The following is a 26174-nucleotide window of genomic DNA, read 5'->3' on the forward strand; positions in this document are numbered from 1 at the left end:
ACGACTCGCTGAGAGACTCCTGACAATGACCCCTTCAAAGCCTGTTCTGAACCGCCGCGCCGTCTTGCACGGCGGCGCCGTCGCGGGCGCCGGGCTGCTGCTGAACCCCTGGCTTCCTGCCTGGGCGCAACCGATCTCGACGGGTATCACGCCGGCGCTGCCGACAGTGTCGGGCGAGGACATCACCTTGACGATCGCGCGCCACGAGATGGTGGTCGACGGCAAGCGAGCGAACGCAATCGGTATCAACGGCACGACACCGGGGCCGCTGCTGCGCCTTCGGGAAGGGCAGAATGTCCGCTTGAATGTGGTCAACGCGCTCGACGAGGACAGCTCGGTCCACTGGCATGGTGTGCTGTTGCCCGCGCAGTTCGACGGCGTGCCGGGCGTGTCGTTTCCGGGCATCAGGCCCCGGTCGCACTATCTCTACGAATTCCCGATCCGCCAGTCGGGGACCTATTGGTATCACAGCCATTCCGGCTTCCAGGAGCAGCTTGGTCACTTCGGCCCGATCATCTTCGACCCTGCCGGACCCGATCCCGTCCAATACGATCGCGAACATGTGCTCGTGCTCGCCGATCACAGCCGGATGTCGCCCGAGGAGATCTTCCGCAAGCTCAAGGTCGATCCCGGCCACTTCAATTTCCAGCAACAGACGCTTGCCGGCCTGATCGCCGGCCGCGACCAGTCCTTGAAGGACCGGCTTGCCTGGGGCCGCATGCGGATGGACCCGACCGACGTGCTCGACGTGAGCGGCAGCGTCTATACCTACATCGTCAATGGCCACGGTCCGCGGGACAACTGGACCGGCCTGTTCCGGCCGGGCGAGCGCGTGCGGCTGCGCTTCATCAACGCGTCGTCGATGACCAATTTCAACGTCCGAATTCCGGGCCTCGAGATGACCATCGTCCAGGCCGACGGCCAGAATGTCCGCCCGGTAGCGACGGACGAGTTCCAGATGGGGGTCGCGGAAACCTACGACGCGATCGTCGTGCCCGCAGAGGACAAGGCGTTCACGATCGTCGCAGAGGCGGTCGACCGTTCGGGCATGGCACTGGCCACCCTGGCGCCGCGTCCCGGCATGAAGGACGAGGTGCCGCCGCTCCGCGAGCGCCCGCTCGCGACGATGAAGGACATGGGCATGGACATGTCGGCGATGCCCGGCATGGAGGGCATGACCATGTCCGGCTCCGGCATGCAGCGCGGCGCCGATCCGACCGCCGAGCAGAATGCCTCCGCCCGTCTCGCGACAGGCGGCCCGGCGACCCCCATGGCCGGCATGAATCACGGCACCGTGGCGGGTATGGACCACAGCAGCATGGCCGGCATGGATCACGGCGCCATGGGAGGGATGTCCCATGGCGGAAAGGACATGGGCTCGATGGGGATGCGGGATTTCTCCAACGCGCCCCAGGTCGCGAAAACCCCCGGTGTGCAAACCATCTCGCCGATGCCGGTGGATCGCACCGGCGAGCCCGGTCAGGGCCTCGACAATGTCGGACACCGCGTCCTCGTCTATCGCGATCTCATGGCGCTCGAGCGCAATCCCGACGTGCGCGCGCCCTCGCGCAGCCTCGACGTCCACCTGACCGGCAACATGGAGCGGTTCATGTGGTCGTTCGACGGGATCAAGATGTCCGATCGCATGGAGCCGATCCCGTTCGTCGAGGGCGAGCGGGTACGGGTCACCCTCATCAACGACACGATGATGAGCCACCCGATCCATCTTCACGGGCATTTCTTCGAGCTGGTCACCGGCCATGGCGATCATGCGCCGCGCAAGCATACGGTGCTGGTCCAGCCGGGCGGCAAGGTCACCTGGGACGTCACCGCCGATGCGGTCGGCGACTGGGCGTTCCACTGCCACCTGCTCTACCACATGGCGGCGGGCATGATGCGGATCGTGAGCATCCGGCCAAAGGGAGAAACGGCATGAACCGCTGTTCCCTGCCGCTCGCCGCCGCCGTGTCGTTCCTCGCGGCTGTTCCTGCCTATGCGCAGGACCACGCATCCCATGCCGGAATGGCCATGCCGGCCGATCGGGCTGCAACCACGCAACCTGAGACCGCAAGCACGGAGCCAGACGCGCTGGCGCCAGGTTCGAAAGACAGTCACGATCACAATGGGATGCCGATGCCGCAACAGGACGGAGCGGCGATGGGCGGGACCGCGCTTCCGGCGGGCCACGCGCCCGCGCCGAAGCCACAGACGGATCATTATGCCGACCGCCAGTTCCCGGCCGCCGACATGGCGCGGGCGCGCGCCGAGATGATGCGCGAGCAGGGCGGCCAGACGGTCTATCAGGTAATGTTCAACCTCGCCGAATATCAGGCGCGCGAAGGGCGCGACGGCTATCGCTGGGACGGTGAGGCATTCGTCGGCGGAGACATTCATCGTCTCTGGCTCAAGTCCGAGGGCGAGGGGGCGCTCGGCGACCGCCTCGAAAGCGGCGAGGTCCAGGCGCTCTACAGCCGCGCGGTCGGCCCCTATTTCAACCTGCAGGCCGGCGTGCGCCAGGATTTCGGGCAAGGACCGGACCGCACTTATGCGACGGTCGGGTTCGAGGGGCTGGCACCCTACATGTTCGAGGTCGAGGGTGCACTGTTCCTGAGCAGCAAGGGCGACCTGTTGGGGCGGCTTGAGGGCTATTACGACCAGCGTATCACCCAGCGCCTCGTCCTTCAGCCCCGCGTCGAGCTCAATCTGGCGGCGCAGGAGGTGCCCGAAAACCGTCTCGGCGCCGGGCTCACCGACGCCGAGCTGGGCCTGCGGCTCCGTTATGAGATTACCCGCCAGTTCGCCCCCTATGTCGGCGTCTCCTACGAAGCGAAGACCGGGCGAACCGCGGATTTCGCGCGAGCGCGGGGTGAAAATCCGACCGGCACCAGCTTTGTCCTTGGCGTAAGAGCATGGTTCTAGCGCCAAAGATTTCCTCCCCCTCCGCCTGCGTTCAGTTCGTTACGCTTCGCGTTACTTGAAGCCGATGGGGCAATCCGCCGCTCGATAACCTTACGGATCGATCCATCGAAGGACGGCCTCGGCGGAGTCGGCCGGAGAGCTGTTAAAGCAGAAGGGAGCTTGCAGGGCTAACCGGTGAACCGCATTCAGCACCTTCTCGAAGTGAAGGAGCATATCTGTCGGCTCGCGCAATCCTGCCCCGATCATTACGCAGTGGAAACGCCGTGATCGTAGTGCTGCATTGATCGCCTCGGCAGAATTCGCCGACATAGCCTTCATTCGGCGGTTCGATCGAGCGAGCTGAAACCTAGCGGCTTGTGACCCATCTGATATGGCGACCACGCTCGATGAAGACGTGCACTACACCTGCGCTGTAGCGCTACGATAAGCTGGTCGTATTCAGTTTTCGTCCTAGCCCGGCCGAGCCGTGCCCTGCAGAGCGCATATCGTGGTGCGGTCACATGAACAGCCGATAGGGATAGACATTTCGCGGCAGGTCCGGGACGTTCGCTATCGTGCGGGCCAGTTTCTGCGAATAGCGAATGCTGACCGGCACAGGATCGTAGAGCGCGTCGTTATTCCAATCCATCTTCGTGAGGGCCAGCGCCTCATGTGCTATGAGTTCAAGCGGCCCGCTGCCCGCATGACGGATAAGCTGCAGCGGCCGGGGAATGCTCTTCTTGCCCTGATAGTAGTCGCCTTTGGTCGATACCTCGGGTGCATTGCCTGCTACCCACACTAGGGCAGAGTTACCTGTCCGGACTACCATCGTCCCGCGTGGGACGGGAAAGCCTGACGGCCGGGACGGGGGTTTGTCGACCCCTGACTTGATGAGCCAGACGCCGCGCCAGCACGATGCCGAGCTGACCTCGACGCACTCTATTTCCGCAACACCGGCGAGAGCGTCGTACGCGCCCTCGATTTCGCTATCCTTGAAGGCCGTCGTCTTGTGAATGACCATGCGCTTTGGCAGGTTGCCGCCGTTGCGCCCTTGATAGAGTTCCAGGCTACGGGCGAGGACCGCGCGCATGTCATCGCGGCTGAGAAAAGGGTTCCTACGGGCTTCGGCAACGTCGGCCACTGGGTCCCTCGCTTCGAACGCAACGAACTGCATGCCGCCGCCGTCCATGTCAAAGACCTGCGAGCAGCACGTTACATAATGCGCGTCTTGCTGATCGCCGCGTAGGGCATAAGCCAACCCTATGTAGGCGGTATCGGTCGGCACGCCTTTCAGCGGCGCCAGCTTCCACGGCGTGCCCGCAGCTTTCACGTACAGTGCGGTCGAGAGACGCCACGCGAGCGAGGCCTTGTAGCTGAATGTGAAGACGCGGTCGTTCAGGACCTGGGTCGGAATATTATAATTGGCGCCTAGAGCTTTCAGCACGTCGTGCGCGTCAAAGAATCTTCCACGTGTCGCCGTGTCCCAGTTGTCGGGAAAGTGGACCAGCACGACGTCGAACTCGTTGCGCACGGCGTCGAGCCGACGAATGGCGGCATCCATGGCCAGATAGAGGCGATGATGCGCGTCGCCGTCGCCCGGCAGTTGGTCAAGCCGTTCAGGCCATTTGATATGCGCAGTTGCAGGGGCCGCCTCGAGCGCCACTCGAAATAGGCGCTCGAAACCAGGATATTCCGGCACATATTCGGATCGATCGGAGGGCCGATGCACGTTGCGCAACAGCTTCATGAGTTCGCCGCGGCGATGAAAAGCGCCCGCCGGCCCGACTGTCGCTATGCGCACACGAGGAGTATATCCGCTGAAAGACCCCTTCGAGTAGGGCCCATAGTTCACGAGCCCCCGAAGCGGATGGACATCGACTTGGGTCGCGTCCGATGGCGAAAACGACAGGTCCGGCTCATCCAAAAGCGTGAACGGCGGAAGCTCGGTGAGCGCCGGGTTCGCCATCATTTGCTCCTATCAAAATAGGCATGGTGGTGCGACGGGCGGCTGAATCCTGTTACTGGCGACACCTTGAACACGGCATCGATGCCCGTGCCTTCCTCAAGCCCGAAGACGCTTCGGGTCGTGCCTCCCGCTTCAGTGAGCAATTGCGCCCACGCACTAATGATACCGGCCCAATGTTTGTTATAACGTGGTGCCCAGCGCTCGCGACGCCAGTCACCGGCGGGATCACCCCGTCGCGTGGCTTGCATGCCCATATCGGCGGGCGATTCTTGGGCCGCATCCTCCGCACCATCGGCTTGCGAACCGTCCTGCCGAGGTAGCTGGACGAACGTATATGGCTCGAAGCCGCACCACCACTTGCCGTTGACCTGTTCGAGCTTGATGTGGACGCCCTCCTGAAAGGGGAAATCAAGCTTAGGCACGGTGCCGAAGAGATTTGACCCATAGGCATCGCGAAGGCGCGTCAGGTCCTGTTGCTGGCGCCGTGCCCGCTCGGGGTCGTCTCCGTGGCGCGGCGCGGCGACAACAAGCGAATGCCCTGAACGCCGGAGGCGCGGGATGAGCGGGCGCCGTCGGGCAAGAGCGCGCGCGAGCGTGTCGTAGAGCAAACCCCTAGCCCAGCTATCCGCGGCCGGATCGAGGTCGATCGTTCCAGCGAGCGATGGACCAAGCGGAGCCAAGGCGTCCAGGATCTCTTGGTCCCGCCCAAATACCGCAAGCTCCCGCCCCAACGCGGCCGCCGTCGCTCGACATGCCTTCGCCTTGAAGATTTCGCGCACCTCTGCCGACGTCGTCGATTGACTGAGCATGATGCGCCTGGCCGCGGTCGGCATCGATTGGAGCAAAATTGCCGAATAGCGCAGCACTGGGAATGCCCGGGCTTTAGCATTTGGAATTTGGACGGGTACGAGGCGCGGCGTAGATCGCCCTTCCATCACGCGATCGTAAAGCGCCTGCGGCAGATCGGTTGTCTTAATGATTTCGGCGACTAGCTCGTCGAACGTCGTGCATTCGACAACTGAAGCGTCAACCCCGGACGCCTGCGCGCGATCCAGGAATTCGGTAACGGCTGGGAGCAGGCGGCTCGCTGATGAGGCGACCCAATACAGCCCATTAGGGAACGGAGAGGGTGCAGTCAGGATGTCGTTCAGTGCCTCTAGAATCGAGGTGTCGCGCCCACTGTAACCGATGAACAGCATCCCGAACCGCTTACCGGCCTCAACCAGCACGTGCCGCATGCGGGCGTCCTGCTGCTCCAGCTCCGATCCGGTATTCTTGATCGCGATCGACTGATAATCGCCATGGAGTTTCGCAATTAGCGGCCAGTCGGATTCATCAAGGCAACGCATGGCCCTATCCGCGGAATCGATCGCCGCCACAGTGGGCCGTTTCTGGTCGGCGGTGGGCAGGATTGCGTTGGCGGCAACTGCGGCGTCTTCTGCAAGCGAGTCGAAATTCGTCGTGAAGACGCAATCGGCCTTGCCCGCGGCCATCAGGCTTGCGAGCACCTTGTGCCCGAAGCATGGCGTGCCCTTCGCGACCGCATCTGCAATATATTGTCGACGGTGGCGAGGCTGGGGATAAACCGCCTCGAAGGCGGCGGCGTATTCCGTGGGATCTCCGTTCGGCGGCAACAACGACGTTCGGTGAAAGAAATCATCGATCCGATCGATCCACACGGGGTCAGCGGTATCGATTTCTCGCCTAGAAAGGTTTGTCTCGCGGCAGAAGATTTGGGTCTTGAAGTCGCGGATCATCGCATAGCCGGTCGGGATGCCAGATGCCGCCGACGCGCCGGCGCCGAGAAACCATGCCACCAGATTCGGTCTTAGGGCGAAGGCGGTCGCGAACTGAGCGGCGGACATGGTTGGAACGGAACTGATGGGGCTCTCCTTCGCGATGTGCAGATTGTGGGGCACTCCAGGCTTCCAAATTCAATCAGAGTATATCGAGCGGTTGTCGCTCATCTCAGGCCTTTAAAGTGGAAGATGAATAATAGCAGGGGAGATCAGCGATATATCGGCCCATACATGCCCGAATTGACCATCGCCTCGTAGATCTTCTTCATGGCTAACGCGGTGTCTTGGGTGACGAACAGCGACGATCGCGCGCCGTGGGGTGAACCCAAGAGGTACGAGCGCATATTCTCCCATGTTTCGCCAACCTCAGACCACCGCCAAGCCGGCACTTCCCTCTCGAGCATAAGTGGGACGGCGAGAGATTTTGGGATGGTGAAGCCTTCCTCGAGGTCTGCCATCCACTCGCACTTCACGAGGATCGGCGTCGTCCCGCTCGAATAGAACGGTGCGTCGATTGCTTCGGCCGTTACGTAAATATCCTTGGGCCCGACGATGTCGTTTGCTGAGCGCATCACTTCTTCGCCATCGCCGTATGGACAGGTGACGAACCCATGGGCGAAATAGACTGTGTGATCGAGGCCGCGGTATCCGCAGCGTTCGCTCGGGATAGTGACTTGGTCGCTCGCTTTCAGAGATTTCGCCACGAGGGGATGCCAGCTTGGGTAGCCTCCGACGACCGGCCCACATGTGGCGACGATGTCGCCTAAAGCGCGCTCTGCCTGTTGACGCTCGTCTGCTGTCAGGCTGCGCGGAATGAGATACCGTTTAACTCGCTCCAAGCCGACCTCGGCCGCTTCATCCGCGCGAAATGCCACCTGAACCCCTTCAAAGCTCGAGTCGAAGCATTTTTTAGCGCATCGCGCATGAAAATGAAATATTGTGCGCGATATAGGAAATACGTGCGCGGGGTGGCTGTGAAGGTGCACTGTCTTAGCGTGACCGGCGAGTCTAAGGGGGCGCTGCGGAGTCTCCTCCGAGCCCCTGCAGCGCGGCGCGACGGCAACCGGTTATTTCAAACTCCGTGAACTGAGCCTCCGGGGAGGCACACCAGTAAATGCATCCCGATCTTTTCGGTGCTAACGGCATACTTGGGGAACGGAGGGGTGACTAAACAACGTGATTCGATTTCGTCGCCTAGCGCCTGTTCCTCTCAATTCCTGGTTAGTCGATCAAGGGATACCCCAGACGCATCAACGCTACCGGTTACGGGTTTGGCGGGAAGTTCACGGCGCCATAGGTCCGCTCCGTGATGAACTGATCGCCTATGTCCAAGAAGCGTTGGACGATGCCCGGCGCCGGATACGTTCAGGCTTCCAAGACGATCTGTCGCCCTTTAACGATCCGGCGCACGACCCTGCTGCAAATTACCCTGCCATGCTCAATCGCATATCGCTTCAGGGATATCTCGGCGAAACGCTAGGCGTGCTCGCGGTGGAGCATTTTGGAGCGATTGGCCATGCGGATTGGTTGGTTCCAGCGCTGCTTTTCCGTTTTCACGATCAAGAATTTCAGCATCTGGACCTGATCAACGAACGTCTCTTGGCGGGTGAGGTGCACGAACCCGATGCTGAAAAAGAGAAGAGACCAGGTCGGACAGGCGACGACGGGCTGGCGTTCCGCGTAGACGCCAATGGCGTGATTACTGATATTCTGACGCTTGAAGCCAAATGCCTCGCGATCAGCAATACCGGCATAATGAAAGATGCCCATGAGAAACTTATGGTCGGCGGAAACCGGCCTAGCGGCGTACGCGAATTAATCAATCTCTTGACGGAATACGACACGCCCGAAGCTCAAGCATGGCAACAGGCGCTGCTTCAGTTCTACAGGGACGGTTTCCGCACAGCAGCTCGCCACGATGGGCTCGCTTATGCTGTCGGTCATTCGCCCAAACAACCCGGTGACCGGATTGCTTGGCTCCCTACCGAAGCGCCTCATCCCGCCTATACGGTACAGCGCAACCTCGAAGCGATGGAGTTTCAGTTCGAGAATCTAGATGCTGTAGTCGATATATTGTACCGGGGCGCTTGAGGTGGCGAACGCAGCGACTATCGCTATCGCCCGCGAAATTCGGGAGAATCTGGCAGGCCAAGCCCTCACCGCGCGCCAAGCAAAACTCTACAGCCAACGGTTGCGGCGCGACATGGGCCGTGATGGGTTGGCGAGTTTTGGGCCAGGAGACGTCGCTGGATATCTCGACGAAGCGATGTTGCTTTTGGAAAGCGGGTGGCTGGAGCGAAGCGCGGACATTAGCTCCCCTTGGCGCACGGCGATCAAGCGCGCGGCAGAGATCATCGAATGGCTTTCGCAATCTCAGCTAAAGCCGCCGGGCGCGCCGCTGCATTTGCTGGCTGCCGCCGCCTACCAGTTGGCCGATTATCCGGCGATGGCGCTGGGACATCTACGGCGGCTGCCGGAGGGGGAGCCGCTGTCGGAGCTTCTCCGCCAGTTCGTGCGGGCAGACTTCCCGGCTGCTTTCCAGGCGGCGCAGACGTTCTGGAGCAATTATCGCGGACTGCGGAGCGATGGTCGCATCGATCCCGATGATCTCCAAATGGCGTCCGTCCAGCATATAGTCATGTGCGTTGGGACGATCTGCGCGTTTCTGAGAACGGGGGGCGATGCTCCCGTCGAGCGCGCGGTGGTTAAACTGGAAGCGCTCGCGCTGGGATTCCTGCATAGCCGAGATCCCTATTCGTACCTGCTGGCGCGGCTGACGGCCGCCAGTGCGCGGCGCTTTATCGAAACCTGTCTCTGGCCGCAGATCGACGGGCTCCGCCTCACGTCGAGTGGCCCGGCCGGCGACGCTCTCACGCAGTTCGCGCGTTCGGCGTTTGCCAACAAGCGAGCCCTCGTCTGGCCGGCGCAGGCTGCCGGCATAGCGAAGCTGCGCGACAACAACTCGTTCGTGCTGTGTACGCCAACCGGCTCAGGGAAAACGACGGTTGCGACCCTTGGGGCGGTCCAGGGTTTGTTCGCCGATCCGCCGGCAGGAGGTGCTGCCGGCAATCTCGTGCTCTACCTCGTGCCGTCCCGCGCGCTCGCGGCAGAGGTGGAAGGCCGTCTCGCCGAGGATCTTCGCGGGATCGCAGCAGAACCCGTTGTCGTGACCGGCCTATATGGCGGCGTCGATTGGGGGCCGACCGATGCCTGGATTCAGACCGATCAGCCGACCGTGGTCATTTGCACGTTTGAGAAAGCTGATGCGCTCCTGCGTTATCTGGGCGTGCTGTTCCTCAGCCGGGTTCGCACGGTCATCATCGATGAAGCCCATATGGTGGAGCAGGACGAAGCCCGGCTGACGGGACTGGGGGACGGAACATCGCGCTCGTTTCGGCTCGAACAACTCGGCACGCGCCTGATGCGCGCACGGGAAGATCATGAATTCCGCATTGTCGCGCTGTCTGCGGTGGCGGCACGAGCAGCGCCAGCCTTGGCCCGTTGGGTTTCCGATGCGCCTGACGCGATCCCTACAAGTTCATCCTATCGCAGCACACGACAAATGCTTGGGCGTCTCGAAGTGCGCCCAACCGGTCAGTTCGCGATCCGTTACAGTCTGATGGATGGGCACTCGCTAAAGTTTGACGACGAGCGGCGCGACGACTCACCGTTCGTACCCGATCCATTCCCCGCTGTTCCGGGGGGTATCGATGCAGAAGACGGTCCCGAAGTTCGGATGCGCGCGCCGACGCTGTGGGCCGCGCTCAACCTGGCGGCAAAACGCCCGGATGGCTCAACGCCTTCAGTCTTGATTTCGCTAACGCAGAATATCGACACCTTTGCCGCGACCTGCGCCGATCTCTTGGACAAGTGGCAGGATATCGCACTTCCCGATTATTGGTCGATTGAGGAGGGTAACGAGATTTGGGCGCGATGCCTGGCGACCGCCATCGACTATTTTACGGCGGATTCCGTCGAGTATCGGCTGCTGGCGCGCGGCATCGTGGTGCATCACGGCAAGATGCCGGGTCTCCTCGCCCGGCGACTGAAGTCCGTTATTGATCGTGGCTATGTTCGAGTGATCATCGCTACATCGACCCTGTCAGAGGGGGTCAACATCCCGGTGAATTATCTGCTGATCCCCAGCGTCTTCAGAAGTAACGGCGAACTGCCGTTGCAGGAGTTCAGCAATCTGATCGGCCGCGCGGGGCGGCCCGGTGTTGCAACGGAAGGCAGCGCACTCGTTGTCCTGCCCGAGCGCACCTATGAGAACCGGTTCGGCCAGATTGTGCCAACCTATAATCGGCAATGGAACGGCTACGAGAGCCTGGTCGCCCAGTTGGAGGCCGCGACCGCAGCGGTGGGTGATCTCATCCCGGACGATCAGGCGTCGAGTCCGCTCGGCCACCTGCTTCGTGAACTGGAACGTGCGTGGAAAGCGGTGGTAGGTGGAGGATCCGAGGCCGAATTCATCGCCTGGCTTGAGCAGACGGCTGTCACTGAGCAGGCCGCAGACCCGCCAACCAGCCATGATTATCTCGATTCACTGGACGCATTTCTGATCGCGGCAATCCAGGAGGTCGAGGAACTCAAGGGTGTCGAACTCGACGACGCCCAGCTTGAAGCAGAATTAGCCAAGATTTGGCGACGCACCTATGCCCATGCGGCTTCGCATGGTGAGGCGCATCTGGCGACGATCTGGCTGGCGCGTGGCAGAGCAATCAAGGCCCAGTATCCCGGCGCCGATGAGCGCCGTCGTCTATATAAGACGAGCCTGACGCCACGATCTGCTAAGCTGTTGCTGGACCGCGCGGAGGAAATTCGCACCAAGCTCGCGCTAGGCGCCGATTATGCTCGCTGGACCGTCGAGCAGCAATTCGTTTTTATCCGCGATGTGCTGGCATTTTTGTCCGAAATTCCAGTCTTTGCGATCGAGACCAAACTGGGTCGAAAGAAGAACTTCAACGATTGGCCCATGCTGCTGCGTTGGTGGCTGGCCAAATCGACGCTGGCGCGACAGCCCCGCCCAAATGAGGTTACGAACTGGTATGCCTTTGTAGCGAATAACTTCATCTATCGTGGGACTTGGGGACTCGGTAGCGTCATCGGCCTGTTGCTGGATACGACCGATGACGGACAGCCCATTCGCGCGCTGGAAATAGCCGACTGGCCGATGAGCGGTCTGCCGTGGATCGGTTTTTGGCTGAAAGAGCTTATCAGTTGGGGCACCCTCGACCCGGTAGCGGCCTTCCTGCTTGCGCGTGGAGATGCGGTCGATCGGTCGCAGGCAGAACTCGATGCGAAAGCCTATTATGAAGGCCGTCCGGCGGGCGAGGATGCCAACGCACTTCTCGATCCCAGAACAATCCGTGCATGGGTAGAAGAAAGGAAGCCCGCGCGCGTAGCGCGTCTAGGGATCACGACGATAGCGATCGAAGTGGAATGCGTGCGTCCCGCTGAGGCGTATCGGCAGCAACGATTGGTCGTATTGCCACTGATAGAGGCCGACGCGATCGTTTGGCTTGACCCGGCCGGTTATGAGGTGGCGCGAAGCGTAAAGCCGGGTGACTGGCCCGAGAAACCCGCCCTTTTCCAGTTCGAGCTTCTGGTGGCGATGTCCTTCGTCATCGGTGAGCCTTATCTGCCCCATCGTTGATCGCGCTTAATATTATCTGCTTTAGCCGATGCGGCTACGACCGCTTTCGGCGGAAGCTGCCGGTTCTGCATGTTTGCGAGGAGGGCAGCTAAGTCCCACAATTTGGCATTCCCAGGCGCGGCGGACCAGAAAAATCCGCCACGGACACTAAGCCAACTCCGCATCTAGCCACCGCTGGCCGCCGTGTCTGTGATCGGAAGAAATGGCGCACCCATCAGGATTCGAACCTGAGGCCTCTACCTTCGGAGGGTAGCGCTCTATCCAGCTGAGCTATGGGTGCCTGTTGCTTACGCGGTGCTTACGCGAAAAGTTTGCGAGTTTAAAGCGGCGATGGAGGTGCTCGCAACGCGCTGTATCTTCTGTGTTTTTTGAGGTCCTTTTCTTCAATTGATCACTTGACTTCAGCCTTCGGAGGGCAACGCTCTATCCAGCTGAGCTACGGGTGCGTCTTCAGCGGAGGCGTGTCTCTAGCCGAAAGGCCGCGCCGCCGCAAACCCGACCCTTCAGGTTTCAGCGGGGCAATTCGCGCGCAGCCTGCGATGCGCTAGGTTCCGCGCCAAGTCACGAGCCGAAAGGCCGGTATGGTCATGGGGAAGCGGATGCGCCTCTGGAAACAAGTTCTCGGCGCGGGCGCCGTCTCCGGCGCACTGCTGATCGCAGGCTTCGGCCTGGGCGGCCTGGGGCGGGCGGAGGCGCAGGCCACCGGCGGGCCCGACGATCCGGGCAAGCCGGTCTACGACCAGTTCTGCGCGGCCTGCCACAACGCCCCGCCCGCGGGCGACCGCGCCCCGCCGGTGGCGTCGCTGCGCAAGATGAGCGCCCAGACGATCATGGCCGCCCTCACCACCGGGGTGATGAAGCCCATCGGCGACGGCCTCGATCGCCGGCAGATCCGCGACGTGGTGCAGTACCTCGCCGCGCCGGAGGGGGCCACGGGCACGGCCTGGATCGACGACAACCGCTGCGCCGCGGACAAGGCGACGGTCGACCTCTCCGCCGCGCCGGCCCAGGTGGGCTTCGGCGTCGACACCGACAATTCGCGCCGGATGACCGCCGCCCAGGCCGGCTTCACCGGCAAGCAGGCGGCGGACCTCGAGGTCGCCTGGACCTTCGCCATGCCCCGCACCTCGGGCCTGCGCGGCCAGGGCGTGGTGGTGGGCTCGACGCTGTTCTTCCCCGCGGGCCAGGCCGGCTACATGCTGGCGCTGGACACCAAGACCGGCTGCGTGAAGTGGGCGACGCCCGCCAACGGCCTGCGCACCAGCCTGGCCTACGGCCGCCTGGGCAAGAACGGCCCCTGGGCCGTGGTCGGCGGCGACAGCGACGGCGAACTGGTCGCGTTCGACGCCAGGACGGGCGCGGTGGCCTGGAAGGCCGACCCGCGCCACGACAAGACGGTGCCGCTCTCGGGCTCCCCGGTCTTCGCCGGCGACAGGATCGTCGTCCCGATCTCGGCGATCGACGTCGGCAACGCCATGCGGCCCACCTTCGAATGCTGCAAGGCCCACGGCGCCGTCGCGCTCGTGGACGCGAAGGACGGCAAGGTGCTCTGGACCTGGCACACGATGCCCGAGGCCCAGCCGCTCGGCCGCAAGAACTCGCAAGGGGTCGAGATGTACGGACCCTCGGGTGCGCCGATCTGGTCCAGCCCCTCGGTCGACCTGAAGGCGGGCGTCGTCTACACGGCCACCGGCGAGAACACCTCGCCGCCCGCCACCGGCACCAGCGACGCCCTGGTCGCCATCGACCTGGCTACCGGCAAGCAGAAATGGGCGTTCCAGGCGCTGGCCAACGACGTCTGGAACATGTCGTGCCCGATCGGCTCGGCCTCGGGTCCGGGCCAGCGCAAGCCCGGCCCCAACTGCTTCTTCGCCGAGGAAGGCAGCGTGCTGCGCGACCACGATTTCGGCGGCGGGCCGGTGATCTGGAAGGGGAAAGGCAAGAGCCTGATCCTCGGCGGCCAGAAATCCGGCGACGTCTGGGCCGTCGATGCGAAGACCGGCAAGCAGGTCTGGCATCACCAGTTCGGCAAGGGCACGGCGCTGGGCGGCGTCCACTGGGGCATCGCCACCGACGGCGTGCGCGTCTTCGCGCCGATCTCCGACCCCGGCGTGCCGCCGGCCGACAACGCCGCGGGCCTCTACGCGATCGACATCGCCAGCGGCAAGGTGGCCTGGTCGTGGAAGGCGACGCCCGACTGCACGGGCGAGCGCCGGACCCGCGTGGCCGGCTGCGACATCCGCTACGGCGTCTCCGCGCCGCCGCTGGTGGTGGACGGGGCGGTGATCGCGGGCAGCCTGGACGGCCGTCTCCACGTGTTCGACGCGGCGACAGGCAAGCGGCTCGCCACGCACGACACCTCGGGGTCGTTCGAGACGGTCAACAGGCTCGCGGGCAAGGGCGGCTCGATCGACGCGGCCGGGCCGTTCGCCGGCGACGGGATGCTGTTCGTGCCCTCGGGCTACGTCCAGTTCGGCCAGACGGCCGGCAACGTCCTGGTCGCCTACCGGCCAAAACGCTGATCATCCCCTCCCCATCAAGGCAGGGCTATCGCATATGGCTTGTGGGCGGCTTGTCCGCCCGATTCATGAACCGCAGAGATCGCGGAGATGCGCAGAGAAGCTCGCGAATCCACGGGAATCCTCTGCGTATCTCCGCGATCTCTGCGGTTTGACTGACGGCCTTTCGGCCACCCGCATCCATATGCGATTGCCCTGCCCATCAAGGGAGGAAAGGTCAGAGGATGAACTTGCTGAGGTCGGCGTTCCTGGCGAGGTCGCCGATGCGGGCCTTCACGTAGGCGGCGTCGATGACGACGGTCTCGCCGGCGCGGTCGGCGGCGGAGAAGCTGATCTCCTCCATGACGCGCTCCAGCACGGTCTGGAGCCGCCGGGCGCCGATGTTCTCGACCGCGCCGTTCACCTCGACGGCGCAGTCGGCGAGCGCGTCGTAGGCGTCCTCGGTGAACTGCAGGGTCACGTTCTCGGTGGCCATCAGCGCCTGGTGCTGGCGCACGAGGTTGGCCTCGGGCTCGACCAGGATGCGGCGCATGTCCTCGCGGGTCAGGGCCTTCAGCTCCACGCGGATCGGCAGGCGGCCCTGGAGTTCGGGGAGCAGGTCGCTGGGCTTGGCCACGTGGAAGGCGCCGGACGCGATGAACAGGATGTGGTCGGTCTTCACCGGGCCGTGCCTGGTGGAGACGGTCGTGCCCTCGATCAGCGGCAGCAGGTCGCGCTGCACGCCCTCGCGGGAGACGTCGGCACCCTGCCGCTCGGCGCGGGACGCCACCTTGTCGATCTCGTCCAGGAAGACGATGCCCTCGTTCTCGGCCAGCGCCAGGGCCTCGGCGGTCAGCGCGTCCTGGTCGACCAGCCTGTCGCTCTCCTCGGCGATCAGCGGGGCCCAGGCGCCCTGCACGGTGGTCTTGTGGGTCTTGGTGCGGCCGCCGAAGGCCTTGCCCAGCATGTCGCCGATGTTGAGCATGCCCATCTGCGAGCCGGGCTGGCCGGGGATGTCCATCATGCCCATGGGGTTCGACGTGTCGGCGAGCTGGAGCTCCACCTCCTTGTCGTCGAGCTCGCCGGCCCGGAGCTTCCTGCGGAAGCTCTCGCGGGCGGCGGTCGAGCCGGGGCCGGTCAGGGCGTCGAGGATCTTCTCCTCGGCGGCGGCCTCGGCGCGGGCGCGCACGCCGGCGCGGCGCTTCTCGCGGACCATGGCGATGGCGCTCTCCACCAGGTCGCGGACGATCTGGTCGACGTCGCGGCCGACGTAGCCGACCTCGGTGAACTTGGTGGCCTCGACCTTCAGGAACGGGGCCTGGGCCAGCTTGGCGAGGCGGCGCGCGATCTCGGTCTTCCCGACGCCGGTGGGGCCGATCATCAGGATGTTCTTGGGCGTGACCTCGTCCTTCATGTCGCCCGGCACGCGGCGGCGGCGCCAGCGGTTGCGCAGCGCCACGGCGACGGCCTTCTTGGCGTCGTTCTGGCCGACGATGAAGCGGTCGAGCTCGGAGACGATTTCGCGGGGGGAAAATTCGGTCATCGCCGCCTAGATAGGCGGTCAGCTCCCGCCTGACGACGCCGTCGCCGCGCTTTCCGGGGCCGTGGGCGGCGTTTTCAGCGGCGGCGCGGCCAGGAGTTCGTCGAAGAGGAGCCGCCAGCCCGCCTTGTCGTTGCGCCAGATGCGCACGTAGTGGCCGCGCTGGGCCGAGCCGTCCCCGGCCGTCCAGCTCGCCGCGCCGTAGGTCCAGGCGAGGTCGCCCGCGCTCGAGGCCGATCCGCCCAGCGGGGCGTAGGCGATGGCGGCCGGGCGCGTGCCGAGCTCGGTCTCGATCTCGGCGCGGGTCGTGGGCGGCGCGGCCCTGGAGCCGACGATGCGGCCGTCGTCGGCGACCACGGCCAGGACGGCGGCCTTCACGTCGGACTTGGCGGCGGCGTGCAGGGCGATCTCGGCCCTGGCGACCGCCGCCATGGCCCGGGCGGGCGAGCCGGCGCGGCGTTCGGCGAGCCTGGCGTAGGCGACGTCGGAGCCCTGGGGCGCGGCGTTCGTCATGTCGCTGGGCGGGCCGCCGTCGTAGAGCCAGCGCCACTGGCCGTCCGGCTGCCTGGCCCAGACGGTGAAGTAGTACGCCCGCGGCTTGCCGTCGAAGGTGTAGGGGCCGGTGGTGAAGCCGAGGTCGCCCGACCGCGCGATGCCCGCCCAGAGCGGCCACCAGACCAGCGGCCGGCCCTTGGGCTGCGGCGCGCCGAACACCGCCTTGGCCAGCACCGGCTCGGGCTGGAAGACGATGCCCTCGGGCGCCGAGTGCTTCAGGAAGGCGCCCTGCACGCCGAGCTCCAGCCCGTCGGCCGCGAACGCCCGCTCGGCGGCCACCACCGGGGCCGGATCGACGGGCGCGGCGAGGGCGGGCGCGGCGAGGAGGAGGGTGGCGAGCAGAACGTTGCGCATGGGTCGACGTCTTAGGGTGAAGGTATGCGCGAACCTAGCCGGCTCGCGGCAAAACGCGGTGGCTCCGCGACGAACGGCCCTGCGATTGCAGCGCCTCCTCCACGATTGTCATCCCGGTTTCGCGGCACGCGAAGACAGGGACCCAACCGTCGGGTGCGTCGATGTTGGGGGCTGGCCCGGGCGGTCTGAGCCAAATCCCTACCTCAGAGCACCGGGTTGGGTCCCGGTCTTTGGCTGCGCCAAAACCGGGATGACAAACGGTGGGGGCGGTGGGGGGCGTTGGGGAGGGCTGGGTGTCGCCCCTCAGCCCAGCGTTTCCAAGGTCAGGGAGTCGTTGGTGTAGACGCAGATCTCGGCGGCGATGGCCATGGCCTTGCGGGCGACGGCCTCGGCGTCGACGCCGTCCGCGTCGACCAGGGCGCGGGCGGCGGCGAGCGCGTAGTTGCCGCCCGAGCCGATGGCGGCGACCCCGTGCTCGGGCTCCAGCACGTCGCCGGCGCCGGTAACGGTGAGGATCTGGTCCCTGTCGGCGACGATCAGCATCGCCTCCAGGCGGCGCAGGTAGCGGTCGGTGCGCCAGTCCTTGGCGAGGTCGACGCAGGCGCGGGCCAACTGCTCGGGGTACTGCTCGAGCTTGGCCTCGAGCCGCTCGATCAGGGTGAAGGCGTCGGCGGTGGAGCCGGCGAAGCCCGCGATCACCCGGCCGCCGGCCAGGGTGCGCACCTTCTTCGCCGTGCCCTTGACGACGGTCTGGCCCATGCTGACCTGTCCGTCGCCGGCGACCACGGTCTTGCCGCCCTTGCGCACCGCGAGGATGGTGGTGCCGTGCCAGTCCGGAAAATCGTTCGACATCGGCGCGATGTGAGCAGCAGGCGCCGAGAGGTCAAGGCCACCCGATGAGCTTCACCGACCCATGAGCTTCACCGACGAGGAGATCGAGCGCTACGCCCGCCATCTGGTGCTGCGCGAGGTGGGCGGGCCGGGGCAGCAGAAGCTGAAGGCCGCCAGCGTGCTGATCGTGGGCGCGGGGGGGCTGGGATCGCCCGCGGCGCTCTACCTGGCCGCGGCCGGCGTGGGGACGATCATCCTGGCCGACCCCGACGAGGTGGAGCGCTCCAACCTGCAGCGGCAGGTGCTCTATGCCGACGACGACCTGGGCCGCCCCAAGGTGGACGCCGCGGCCGACCGCCTGCACGGCCTGAACCCGCACATCTTCGTCGCCGGCTTCAACGGCGCGTTCGACGAGGCGACCGCGGACGAGCTCGTCGAGGGCGTCGACATGGTGCTGGACGGCACGGACGACTTCGGGGTGCGCTTCTGCGTGAACGCGGCCTGCGTGAGGCACGGCAAGCCGCTGGTCTCGGGCGCCATCGGGCGCTGGACGGGGCAGGTGGGCGTGTTCGGCGCCAGGCCCTGCTACCGCTGCCTGGTGCCGGAGATCCCGCCGGACGCGGAGACCTGCACGGCGGTGGGCGTGGTGGGCGCCCTGGCGGGCGTGATCGGCTCGATGATGGCCGTGGAGGCCGTGAAGCTGATCACCGGCGCCGGCGAGCCGCTGGCGGGCCGCCTCCTGCTCTACGACGCGCTGGCCGGCGAGACGCGGACGGTGCGGGTGGCGGCGGACCCCGAGTGCCCGGTCTGCGGCGGCGACCGATCGGCATTCCCATAGCCGTCATCCCGGTTTCGCCTCCGGCGAAGACCGGGATGACAGGCGGGGGGAGGCTAAAGCCCTAGACGCCGCGCCCGGCCGGCGACCGTCAGCGCCAGGCGCTCGGCGATGAGGCGGTCGGGAGAGCCGGCGGTCTTGCAGGCGCGGTCGGCGTCGAGCACCTGGGGCTGGACGCGGTCGAGGTCGTCGAGGGTCCAGGCGCGGACCTGGCGCAGGAATTCGCGCTCCTGCTTCCAGAAGACCCCGCTGGCCTTGGCGGCTTCCTGCGGCCCCGCGCCGGCCTTGATCAGCGTCAGCGTGCGGCGCAGGCGCCCCAGGTGGATGCCGATGGCGCGCACCGCGGCCGGACCGCTCTCGCCCTCCTGCGCCGCGCGACGGAGACCCGCCTGCGCCTCGCCCAGCCGGCCGCCGAACGCATCGGCCGCGGCGTCGGACAGCGACGCCTCCGGCTCGACGCCCAGGAACGGCTCCAGGTCGGCCGGGGTCGCCACCGTGTTGCTGCCCGGGCCGAGGTAGAGCGCGAGCCGCTCGATCTCCTGCCGCGCGACGCCGCGCTCCTTCGGCAGGCGATTGACGAAGAGGTTCAGGGCGTCGGTGTTCAGCGAGACGTTGTCCCTGGCCAGGGTCTCGCGGACCAGCCGCGCCACGTCGCCGGGCTCGTCCTCGTAGCAGGGGATGGCCGCCGCGCCGCCCGCCTTCTCGGCCGCCTTCCGCAGTGGCGAGTTGCGGTCGAGATTGCCGGCTTCGATCAGGAAGAAGGCGTCGGGGTTCAGCTCGCCGGCGGCATGCCGCTCCAGCGCCTCGGCGGCCGTCTTGTCGGCGCTCGCCTTGCCGTCGTTGAAGCGCAGGCGCACGAGGCGGCGGCCGCCCATCAGCGACTGGGCCGCGAGCTCGCCCTCCAGCCGCCCGCCGTCGTCGGCGACATCCGTCTCGGTGAGGACGGCGACGTCGAACGGGTCGTCCGGGTTCGGCACGATCTTCGCCGCCAGCGCGTGGCCGCGGTCGCGCACCACGCCGATGTCGCGGCCGTAGATCAGGGCCGCTCGGATCTGGGGGTCGGGGCGGGAGAGGAAGCGCTCGATGTCGGGGCGCCTGCTCAGGATCAACGGGCGGCCACCTTCGCGCCGGTTGCGAGCCAGGTCGCCAGTTCGAGCTGGATACGCCGCGCGGCCTCGGCCGCGGCGCGGTCCTGCGCGTCCTGCTGGGCGCTGATCGAGGCGTAGGGCTGGTCGGCGGAGTCGTAGGTGAGCTCGACGCGCACCGAGCCCTTCTTCGCCACGGCGCCCGAGGCGATCGTGGTCAGCGCATAGCTGGCGGTCAGCACGTATTCGTAGCGCGTGGCGACGTTGTCGATCCGCACGCCGCGTGGATAGCGCGCCTCGCTCAGCGACAGGTTCATCGAATAGACCGGCGCCGCGGCGTGATCCTTGGCGAAGGCGTCGTCCAGTTGCTGGCGGATCAGGTAGCCGGTCCGCCCGCTGGGCGCGTTCACCTGGATGGCGGCCAGGTTCCGCACGACCCCCGACTGGGCGTAGAGCGGCTCGAAGCCCGCGCAGCCGCAGAGCGCGAGCGCAGCCGCCATCGCAAGCGCGGGGGAGGCAAGGGGTCTGGCGAGGCTCCGGCTCATGCGGCCACGATATTCACGATCCGGTCCTTGACCACAATGATCTTGCGGATGGTCAGGCCTTCCAGCTTGGCGCCGATCTCGGGATCGGCGCGCAGGATCGCCTCCACGGCGGCCTGCTCGGCCCCCGCGGGCGCGGTGATCTCGCCGCGGCGCTTGCCGTTCACCTGCACGGGCAGGACCTTCACCGCGTCCTCGGTCAGCGCCGGATCGAAGACGGGCCAGGGCGCGGCCACCACCATGCCCTCGCCGCCGATCCGGGCCCAGCACTCCTCGGCCAGGTGCGGCGTGAAGGGCGCGATCAGGCGGGCGAAGTCGCGCAGCGCATCCTGATAGGCAAAGGCCAGCTCGCCGACGCGGCCTTCAGGCCGGTGGGTCTTCAAGACGGTCAGGAAGCTGTACAGGTACGCGATAGCGGAATTGAACCGGAAGCCTTCGATAGCTTCCGTCACCGCCTTCACCAGCTTGTGGTGCTGACGCCTGAGGTTTCCGGCCAGGTCGCCAGTCACCGTCTTCTCTGTCCCCGGAATCGGGGGTTGAGAGGTCTCGAACTCGTCCCAGACGCGGTTCACGAACCGCCAGGCGCCCTGCACGCCGCCGGTGGTCCACTGCACGTCGCGCTCGGCCGGGCTGTCCGACAGGACGAACAGGCGCGCGGCGTCCACGCCGTAGACGTCGAAGATCTCCTCGGGCGCCACCGTGTTGCGCCTGGACTTCGACATCTTCTCGACGTCGCCGATGATCAGGGGCTCACCCGTGCCTTCCAGCCGGGCGCGGCGGGTCTTTCCTTCGACCTCGAGTTCGACGTCCTTGGGCTCGACCCATTCGCCGTTCTGCCGGCGATAGGTCTCGTGGGTGACCATCCCTTGGGTGAACAGGCCCGCGAACGGCTCGCGTACGGAGAGCTGGCCGTCGTCGGCCAGGGCCTTGGTGACGAAGCGGGCGTACAGCAGGTGCAGCACCGCGTGCTCGATGCCGCCGATGTACTGGTCGACGGGCAGCCAGTAGTCGGCGTCTTCCTTGCCGATCGGCTCGTCCGCCCACGGGTTGGCGAAGCGGGCGAAGTACCAGGAGCTGTCCACGAAGGTGTCCAGCGTGTCGGTCTCGCGCGTCGCCGGCCCGCCGCAGACGGGGCAGGTGGTGTGCTTCCAGGTCGGGTGGCGCTCCAGGGCGTTGCCCGACTTGCCGAACTCGATGTCCGCCGGGTGCGCGACCGGCAGCGCCGATTTCGGCAGCGGAACGACGCCGTCCTTCCCGCAGTGGACCACCGGGATCGGGCACCCCCAGGCGCGCTGGCGCGAGACGCCCCAGTCGCGCAGGCGGAACACGGTCGCGCCCTCGCCGTCGCCCTGGGCCTCGATCCGGCGGATGGCCTCGGCCTTGGCCGCCTCGATGTCCAGGCCGTCCAGGAACCGCGAATTGTAGATCACGCCGGGGCCTGTCCAGGCCTCGTCGCCCACCGCGAACGTCGCAGGGTCCTCGCCGGGCGGCAGCACCACCGGCCTCACGGGCAGGCCGTACTTGTGGACGAAGTCCAAGTCGCGCTGGTCGTGCGCCGGGCAGGCGAAGATCGCGCCCGTGCCGTAGTCCATCAGGATGAAGTTCGCGATCCAGACGGGCAGATCCCACGACGGATCGAACGGGTGCTTCACCTTCAGGCCGGTGTCATAGCCCTGCTTCTCGGCGGTCTCGATCTCGGCCTCGGTGGCCGCGCCCTTGCGGCAGGCTTCGATGAAGGCCGCGGCCCTGGGGTCGCGCGCGGCCACGGCCTCGGCCAGCGGGTGGTCGGCCGCGATGCCGACGAAGCTGGCGCCGAACAGGGTGTCGGGCCGGGTGGTGTAGACCTCCAGGCCCTCGGCCGGGCCTTCGCCCGCGAAATGGAACCTGAACCGCAGGCCCTTGGAGCGGCCGATCCAGTTCTCCTGCATCACGCGGACCTTGTCGGGCCAGCGGTCCAGGGTCGCCAGGTCGTCGGTCAACTGGTCGGCGTAGCCGGTGATGCGCATCGCCCACTGGTTCAGCTTGCGCTTCTCGACCACGGCGCCCGAGCGCCAGCCGCGGCCGTCGACCACCTGCTCGTTGGCCAGCACCGTCTGGTCGACCGGGTCCCAGTTGACGACGCTCTCCTTGCGATAGACCAGGCCGCGCTCCAGCAGGTCCAGGAACCACGCCTGCTGCTTGCCGTAGTAGGCCACGTCACAGGTCGCGAACTCGCGCGACCAGTCGATCGACAGGCCCAGCTCCTTCAGCTCGGCGCGCATCCGGTCGATGTTGTCGTAGGTCCAGGCCTTCGGATCGACGCCGCGCTCGATGGCGGCGTTCTCGGCGGGCAGGCCGAAGGCGTCCCAGCCCATGGGGTGCAGCACCGAGAAGCCGCGGGCGCGCTTGAAGCGGGCGATGACATCGCCCATCGAATAGTTGCGTACATGGCCCATGTGCAGGCGTCCCGACGGGTACGGGAACATCTCCAGCACGTAGTACTTCGGCCTGCCCGGGTCGCGCACGGCCTTGAAGGCCTCGGCGTCGGCCCAGGCCTTGCGCCACCTGGGTTCGGTCTCTTTCGGATTGTAGCGGGCCATGATCGGGGCCTTTGACGGGGGTTGGACTTCCGGTCAACGGCCTTGGGATAGATCAGGCGCGTCGACGTTTCGACGTCCGGAGCTGGGATCAGCCCCGGATGTTCGAAAGTCGAAGCTGGCGCGCGCGGGTCAGGATCGAGTTCTCGATGTCGGTCTCGGTCTGGCCGGCGCTCGGAGCGTCCACCCAGTCGCCGCCTGCGCTGCGCGTCTGCTTGAAGACGGCCACGTTCAGGCCGTCGGCGCGCAGGCGCGAGTCCAGGATGTAGACGGTGCATTTGAAGCGCTCGTCCGGCTTTTCCGGGTTGGTGTACCAGTCGGTGACGATGACGCCGCCGTACGGGTCCGCCGACTGCAGCGGCATGAACGACAGCGTGTCCAGCGTCGCGCGCCACAGATAGCCGTTGACGCCGATCGCCGCGGCGTTGTCGCCGGCGACGCGGGTCTTGGCGCCCTTGCCGCCGCCCAGGGGGTTGGGGATGCCGCCGCACGCGGACAGGCTCACGACGCCCAGCGCCGCGGCCACCATCATCAGGCCACGCATACGGTTACCGCGCACAAACGGCATTCCATCCGTCTCCAATAGTTTTCCGCGACGCAGATACGCGCCACGGCGCCGCCCCGCGCCGGACGCCTCTATAACAATGCGTTGAAGGTCGCCAAACAGGAATCGCGTGGCGGCCGGGCCACACACGCCCGCGATATCGCCGCAGATGTGTCCCGCGCGGGTTGAGTCGCATTGACCGGAATTCGTCGCTGCCTTTAATCGGACCGCAATCGCGAAGCTGTGCGCTAGGCACACTCGCATTGGTGACCGTTGGGGCTATATAAGCAGACGATGACGACCCTCCGCCTGAGCGCTGCACTCGTTGCGGCCGTGCTGATGAGCACGGTCGGCGGCGCGGCATACGCGGCGGACAAGGGCAAGCCCGTCGACTTCACCGTCCAGTCCGAGCCCACGACGGCGGCTCCGAACGGCGGCCGCTCCTACACCTACGACGCGTCGAAGGGCCGCCTGGGCTTCACCTTGCGCATGCAGCAGCCCGACAATCGCGAGGCGACGCCGAACGACGTTCAGGCCGGAGCCTACTTCCGGATCACGCCGTCGATCCGCGTCGGCGGCTCGGTGGCCCTGGGCGATCAGCAGTTGACCCCGCGCGCCAACCAGGCCCGCCCGGCCGATGCGCCGAAGCTGCGGCTAGAATCGACGCTGAAGTTCTAAAGGGCCTCCACCGCCGCCAGTCCGACGAGGCCCGCGTCCAGGAGACGGCGGGCCCTTTTCGTATTCACGCCCCCGAGTGCGTAGGCCGGCCGCCCGGCGGCGCGGACGCGGGCGGCGAGCCGGATCGGGCCGAGCGCGGGCCCGGCGGAGGGGCTGCGCGAGGGGAACGCGACGGAAAGCACCACGGCGTCGGCGCGGCTGGCCCGGGCGGCGGCGAGCGAATGGGCGGCGCTGGTGACGATCCAGCGGGGGTTTGCGCGCTTCAGGCCCGCCGCGCGATGGGCGAGCCGCTCGGGGAGGTGGACGCCGTCCGCGCCGATCCGGCGGGCCAGGCCTGCGTCCTGGCCGATCAGCAGCTTCAGGCCCCGCGCCCGGGTGATCGCCGCGAGCCGCCGCGCCCGCGCCTCGGCGTCCGGCGCGCCGAAGTGGCGGTAGACAATGGCCGCGCCACGCGGCAGACGGGCCGCGACGGCCTCGGGATCGGGGGTGCGCGCGGGGTCGGTGAAGCACAGCAGCGGCGGCAGAGCCTTCCGCAGGCGGCGTCGCGCCGGTAAGAGCCGGGCCGTCCGCTCCAGGGTCCAGAACTCGGAAATGTCCGTCGCTCCCGCTGCCTATGCCGATGTCGTGGCCCGGATCGCCCGCGCCGCGCAAGCCGCCGGCCGCGATCCGGCGGCCGTGACCCTGGTCGCCGTCTCCAAGCAACAGCCCTGGGAGGCGATCCAGCCGGTGCTGGACGCCGGCCAGCGGGTGTTCGGCGAGAACCGGGTGCAGGAGGCGATGGGCCGTTGGGCCGAGCGTCGCGCGGGGCTGGAGCTGCGCCTGATCGGGCCCCTGCAGACCAACAAGGCCAGGGAGGCGGTCGCCTTCTTCGACGCCATCGAGAGCGTCGACCGCGAGAAACTGGCCCGCGTCCTGGCCGACGAGATCCAGAAGCAGGGCCGCAGTCCGCGCCTCTACGTCCAGGTGAACACCGGCGAGGAGGACCAGAAGGCCGGCGTGATCCCGCCGGAGGCCGACGCCTTCATCGTCGCCTGCCGCGACACCTATGGCCTGACCGTCGAGGGCCTCATGTGCATCCCGCCCGAGGCCGAGCCGCCGGGGCCGCACTTCGCCCTGCTGGCCAGGATCGCCGCGCGCAACGGCGTGGCGAAGCTCTCCATGGGCATGAGCGGCGACTTCGAGACCGCCGTCCGCTTCGGCGCCACCAGCGTGCGCGTCGGCTCCGCGGTCTTCGGCGCGCGGAGCCGCTAGAATATCCAGCCCTAACTCCGGTCAGGCCCGTGTGCTCCAGGCTCTGGCGGACAGCGGCTGGGTCACGGGCGGATCCCGACCGCGTCGCCCGGCCGCGCCTTGTCGAGCAGTTCCTCCAGGTCGTCGCGCGCGACGGCGACGCAACCGTGCGTGGGGGCGTAGTCCGGCTTGGCCAGGTGCAGGAAGGTCGCCGAGCCCAGGCCCGGGACGACCGGATCGTCGTTGTGCCCCAGCACGACCACGAGGTCGTAGAGGTGGTCGTCGCGCCACATCCGCTCGGCGCTGGCGCGATAGGGCAGCTTGACGGGGCGGTTGTACGCAGGATCGGACGGGTCGTCGCACCAGCCGTCGTCCTCGGCCATGGCGCGCACGCGGATCTCGGTGGCCGGCGGCGGGCCGCGGTCGGGGCGGTAGATCACCTCGCGGATCGGCCAGACGCCAGCCGGTGAGGCCAGGTCGCCCTCGCGCTTGGCCCCCGCGGAGATCACGCCGGCCGGGCCCAGCGCCGCGCGCACGCGCCGGTCGCCGATGTCCAGCCAGCCGTCAGACGTCGCCAGGAAGATCAC

Annotated in this window: 20 protein-coding genes and 1 tRNA gene; 8 read left to right on the forward strand and 13 right to left on the reverse strand. The window is 66.5% G+C overall.

What is annotated here, in order from left to right:
- The first annotated feature begins 25 nt into the window (after positions 1-25).
- Positions 26-1936 (forward strand): copper resistance system multicopper oxidase, encoded by a 1911-nt coding sequence (locus tag KF737_RS05240; protein ID WP_296451066.1) that lies wholly within the window; start codon positions 26-28, stop codon positions 1934-1936.
- Positions 1933-2919: a copper resistance protein B gene (locus tag KF737_RS05245; protein ID WP_296451070.1), complete on the forward strand. Its 987-nt coding sequence runs from the start codon at positions 1933-1935 to the stop codon at positions 2917-2919. Before KF737_RS05240 ends, KF737_RS05245 begins: the two co-directional genes overlap by 4 nt.
- Positions 2920-3415: 496 nt before the next feature.
- On the opposite strand, the gene KF737_RS05250 is transcribed toward KF737_RS05245, so the two are convergent.
- From KF737_RS05250 to KF737_RS05260, 3 genes are all read right to left on the reverse strand, one after another.
- Positions 3416-4864, reverse strand: a complete 1449-nt coding sequence (locus KF737_RS05250; protein ID WP_296451071.1) for a nuclease PIN — start codon at positions 4862-4864, stop codon at positions 3416-3418.
- Positions 4864-6783: an SIR2 family protein gene (locus tag KF737_RS05255; RefSeq protein WP_296451074.1), complete on the reverse strand. Its 1920-nt coding sequence runs from the start codon at positions 6781-6783 to the stop codon at positions 4864-4866. Before KF737_RS05255 ends, KF737_RS05250 begins: the two co-directional genes overlap by 1 nt.
- 89 nt (positions 6784-6872) lie before the next feature.
- Complete coding sequence (locus KF737_RS05260; protein WP_296451077.1) at positions 6873-7538, reverse strand: hypothetical protein; 666 nt, start codon at positions 7536-7538, stop codon at positions 6873-6875.
- Between the two features lie 463 nt (positions 7539-8001).
- Here KF737_RS05260 and KF737_RS05265 point away from each other — a divergent pair, with 463 nt between their 5' ends.
- Positions 8002-8754: a hypothetical protein gene (locus tag KF737_RS05265; RefSeq protein WP_296451080.1), complete on the forward strand. Its 753-nt coding sequence runs from the start codon at positions 8002-8004 to the stop codon at positions 8752-8754.
- Position 8755: 1 nt separating this feature from the next.
- A complete protein-coding gene (locus KF737_RS05270; protein WP_296451081.1) occupies positions 8756-12319 on the forward strand; it encodes a DEAD/DEAH box helicase in 3564 nt (1187 codons plus the stop codon).
- Positions 12320-12522: 203 nt separating this feature from the next.
- Here KF737_RS05270 and KF737_RS05275 read toward each other — a convergent pair.
- Positions 12523-12599 (reverse strand) — tRNA-Arg (locus tag KF737_RS05275).
- 319 nt (positions 12600-12918) lie between these two features.
- Here KF737_RS05275 and KF737_RS05280 point away from each other — a divergent pair.
- Positions 12919-14841, forward strand: coding sequence for a PQQ-binding-like beta-propeller repeat protein (locus tag KF737_RS05280; protein ID WP_296451084.1), 1923 nt, complete (start codon positions 12919-12921; stop codon positions 14839-14841).
- Positions 14842-15055: 214 nt separating this feature from the next.
- Here KF737_RS05280 and hslU read toward each other — a convergent pair whose 3' ends face one another.
- The 3 genes from hslU to hslV all read right to left on the reverse strand — a co-directional run bounded on the left by hslU (position 15056) and on the right by hslV (position 18118).
- A complete protein-coding gene (gene hslU, locus KF737_RS05285; protein WP_296451088.1) occupies positions 15056-16360 on the reverse strand; it encodes an ATP-dependent protease ATPase subunit HslU in 1305 nt (434 codons plus the stop codon).
- Positions 16361-16378: 18 nt separating this feature from the next.
- A complete protein-coding gene (locus KF737_RS05290; protein WP_296451091.1) occupies positions 16379-17266 on the reverse strand; it encodes a DUF4440 domain-containing protein in 888 nt (295 codons plus the stop codon).
- A gap of 303 nt (positions 17267-17569) precedes the next feature.
- Positions 17570-18118, reverse strand: coding sequence for an ATP-dependent protease subunit HslV (gene hslV, locus KF737_RS05295; RefSeq protein WP_296451095.1), 549 nt, complete (start codon positions 18116-18118; stop codon positions 17570-17572).
- A 61-nt stretch (positions 18119-18179) separates the two neighbouring features.
- Between hslV and KF737_RS05300 the strand changes: the two genes are divergently transcribed.
- Positions 18180-18935 (forward strand): molybdopterin-synthase adenylyltransferase MoeB, encoded by a 756-nt coding sequence (locus tag KF737_RS05300; protein ID WP_296451097.1) that lies wholly within the window; start codon positions 18180-18182, stop codon positions 18933-18935.
- A 53-nt stretch (positions 18936-18988) separates the two neighbouring features.
- On the opposite strand, the gene holA is transcribed toward KF737_RS05300, so the two are convergent.
- The 4 genes from holA to KF737_RS05320 form a co-directional block, all read right to left on the reverse strand.
- On the reverse strand, positions 18989-20041 hold the full coding sequence (gene holA / locus KF737_RS05305) for a DNA polymerase III subunit delta (protein WP_296451100.1): 1053 nt from the start codon (positions 20039-20041) through the stop codon (positions 18989-18991).
- Positions 20038-20517, reverse strand: a complete 480-nt coding sequence (gene lptE, locus KF737_RS05310) for an LPS assembly lipoprotein LptE (RefSeq protein WP_296451103.1) — start codon at positions 20515-20517, stop codon at positions 20038-20040. Before lptE ends, holA begins: the two co-directional genes overlap by 4 nt.
- A gap of 41 nt (positions 20518-20558) precedes the next feature.
- Complete coding sequence (gene leuS, locus KF737_RS05315; RefSeq protein ID WP_296451107.1) at positions 20559-23138, reverse strand: leucine--tRNA ligase; 2580 nt, start codon at positions 23136-23138, stop codon at positions 20559-20561.
- An 88-nt stretch (positions 23139-23226) separates the two neighbouring features.
- Positions 23227-23679 (reverse strand): DUF3576 domain-containing protein, encoded by a 453-nt coding sequence (locus KF737_RS05320; protein WP_296451111.1) that lies wholly within the window; start codon positions 23677-23679, stop codon positions 23227-23229.
- Positions 23680-23973: 294 nt separating this feature from the next.
- On the opposite strand from KF737_RS05320, the gene KF737_RS05325 reads away from it, so the two are divergent.
- Positions 23974-24357, forward strand: coding sequence for an NtrZ family periplasmic regulatory protein (locus KF737_RS05325; protein WP_296451112.1), 384 nt, complete (start codon positions 23974-23976; stop codon positions 24355-24357).
- On the opposite strand, the gene KF737_RS05330 is transcribed toward KF737_RS05325, so the two are convergent.
- On the reverse strand, positions 24354-24950 hold the full coding sequence (locus tag KF737_RS05330; protein ID WP_367273211.1) for a thiamine phosphate synthase: 597 nt from the start codon (positions 24948-24950) through the stop codon (positions 24354-24356). The genes KF737_RS05325 and KF737_RS05330 overlap by 4 nt on opposite strands.
- Between KF737_RS05330 and KF737_RS05335 the strand changes: the two genes are divergently transcribed.
- The gene (locus tag KF737_RS05335) at positions 24949-25608 is read left to right on the forward strand and encodes a YggS family pyridoxal phosphate-dependent enzyme (RefSeq protein WP_296451114.1); all 660 of its coding nucleotides are present in this window, start codon (positions 24949-24951) and stop codon (positions 25606-25608) included. The genes KF737_RS05330 and KF737_RS05335 overlap by 2 nt on opposite strands.
- A 62-nt stretch (positions 25609-25670) precedes the next feature.
- Here KF737_RS05335 and KF737_RS05340 read toward each other — a convergent pair whose 3' ends face one another.
- Entirely contained in the window at positions 25671-26174 is a 504-nt protein-coding gene (locus KF737_RS05340; protein ID WP_296451116.1) for a L,D-transpeptidase family protein, read from the reverse strand.

This window comes from Phenylobacterium sp. (assembly GCF_019636135.1).
Lineage (GTDB): Bacteria > Pseudomonadota > Alphaproteobacteria > Caulobacterales > Caulobacteraceae > Phenylobacterium.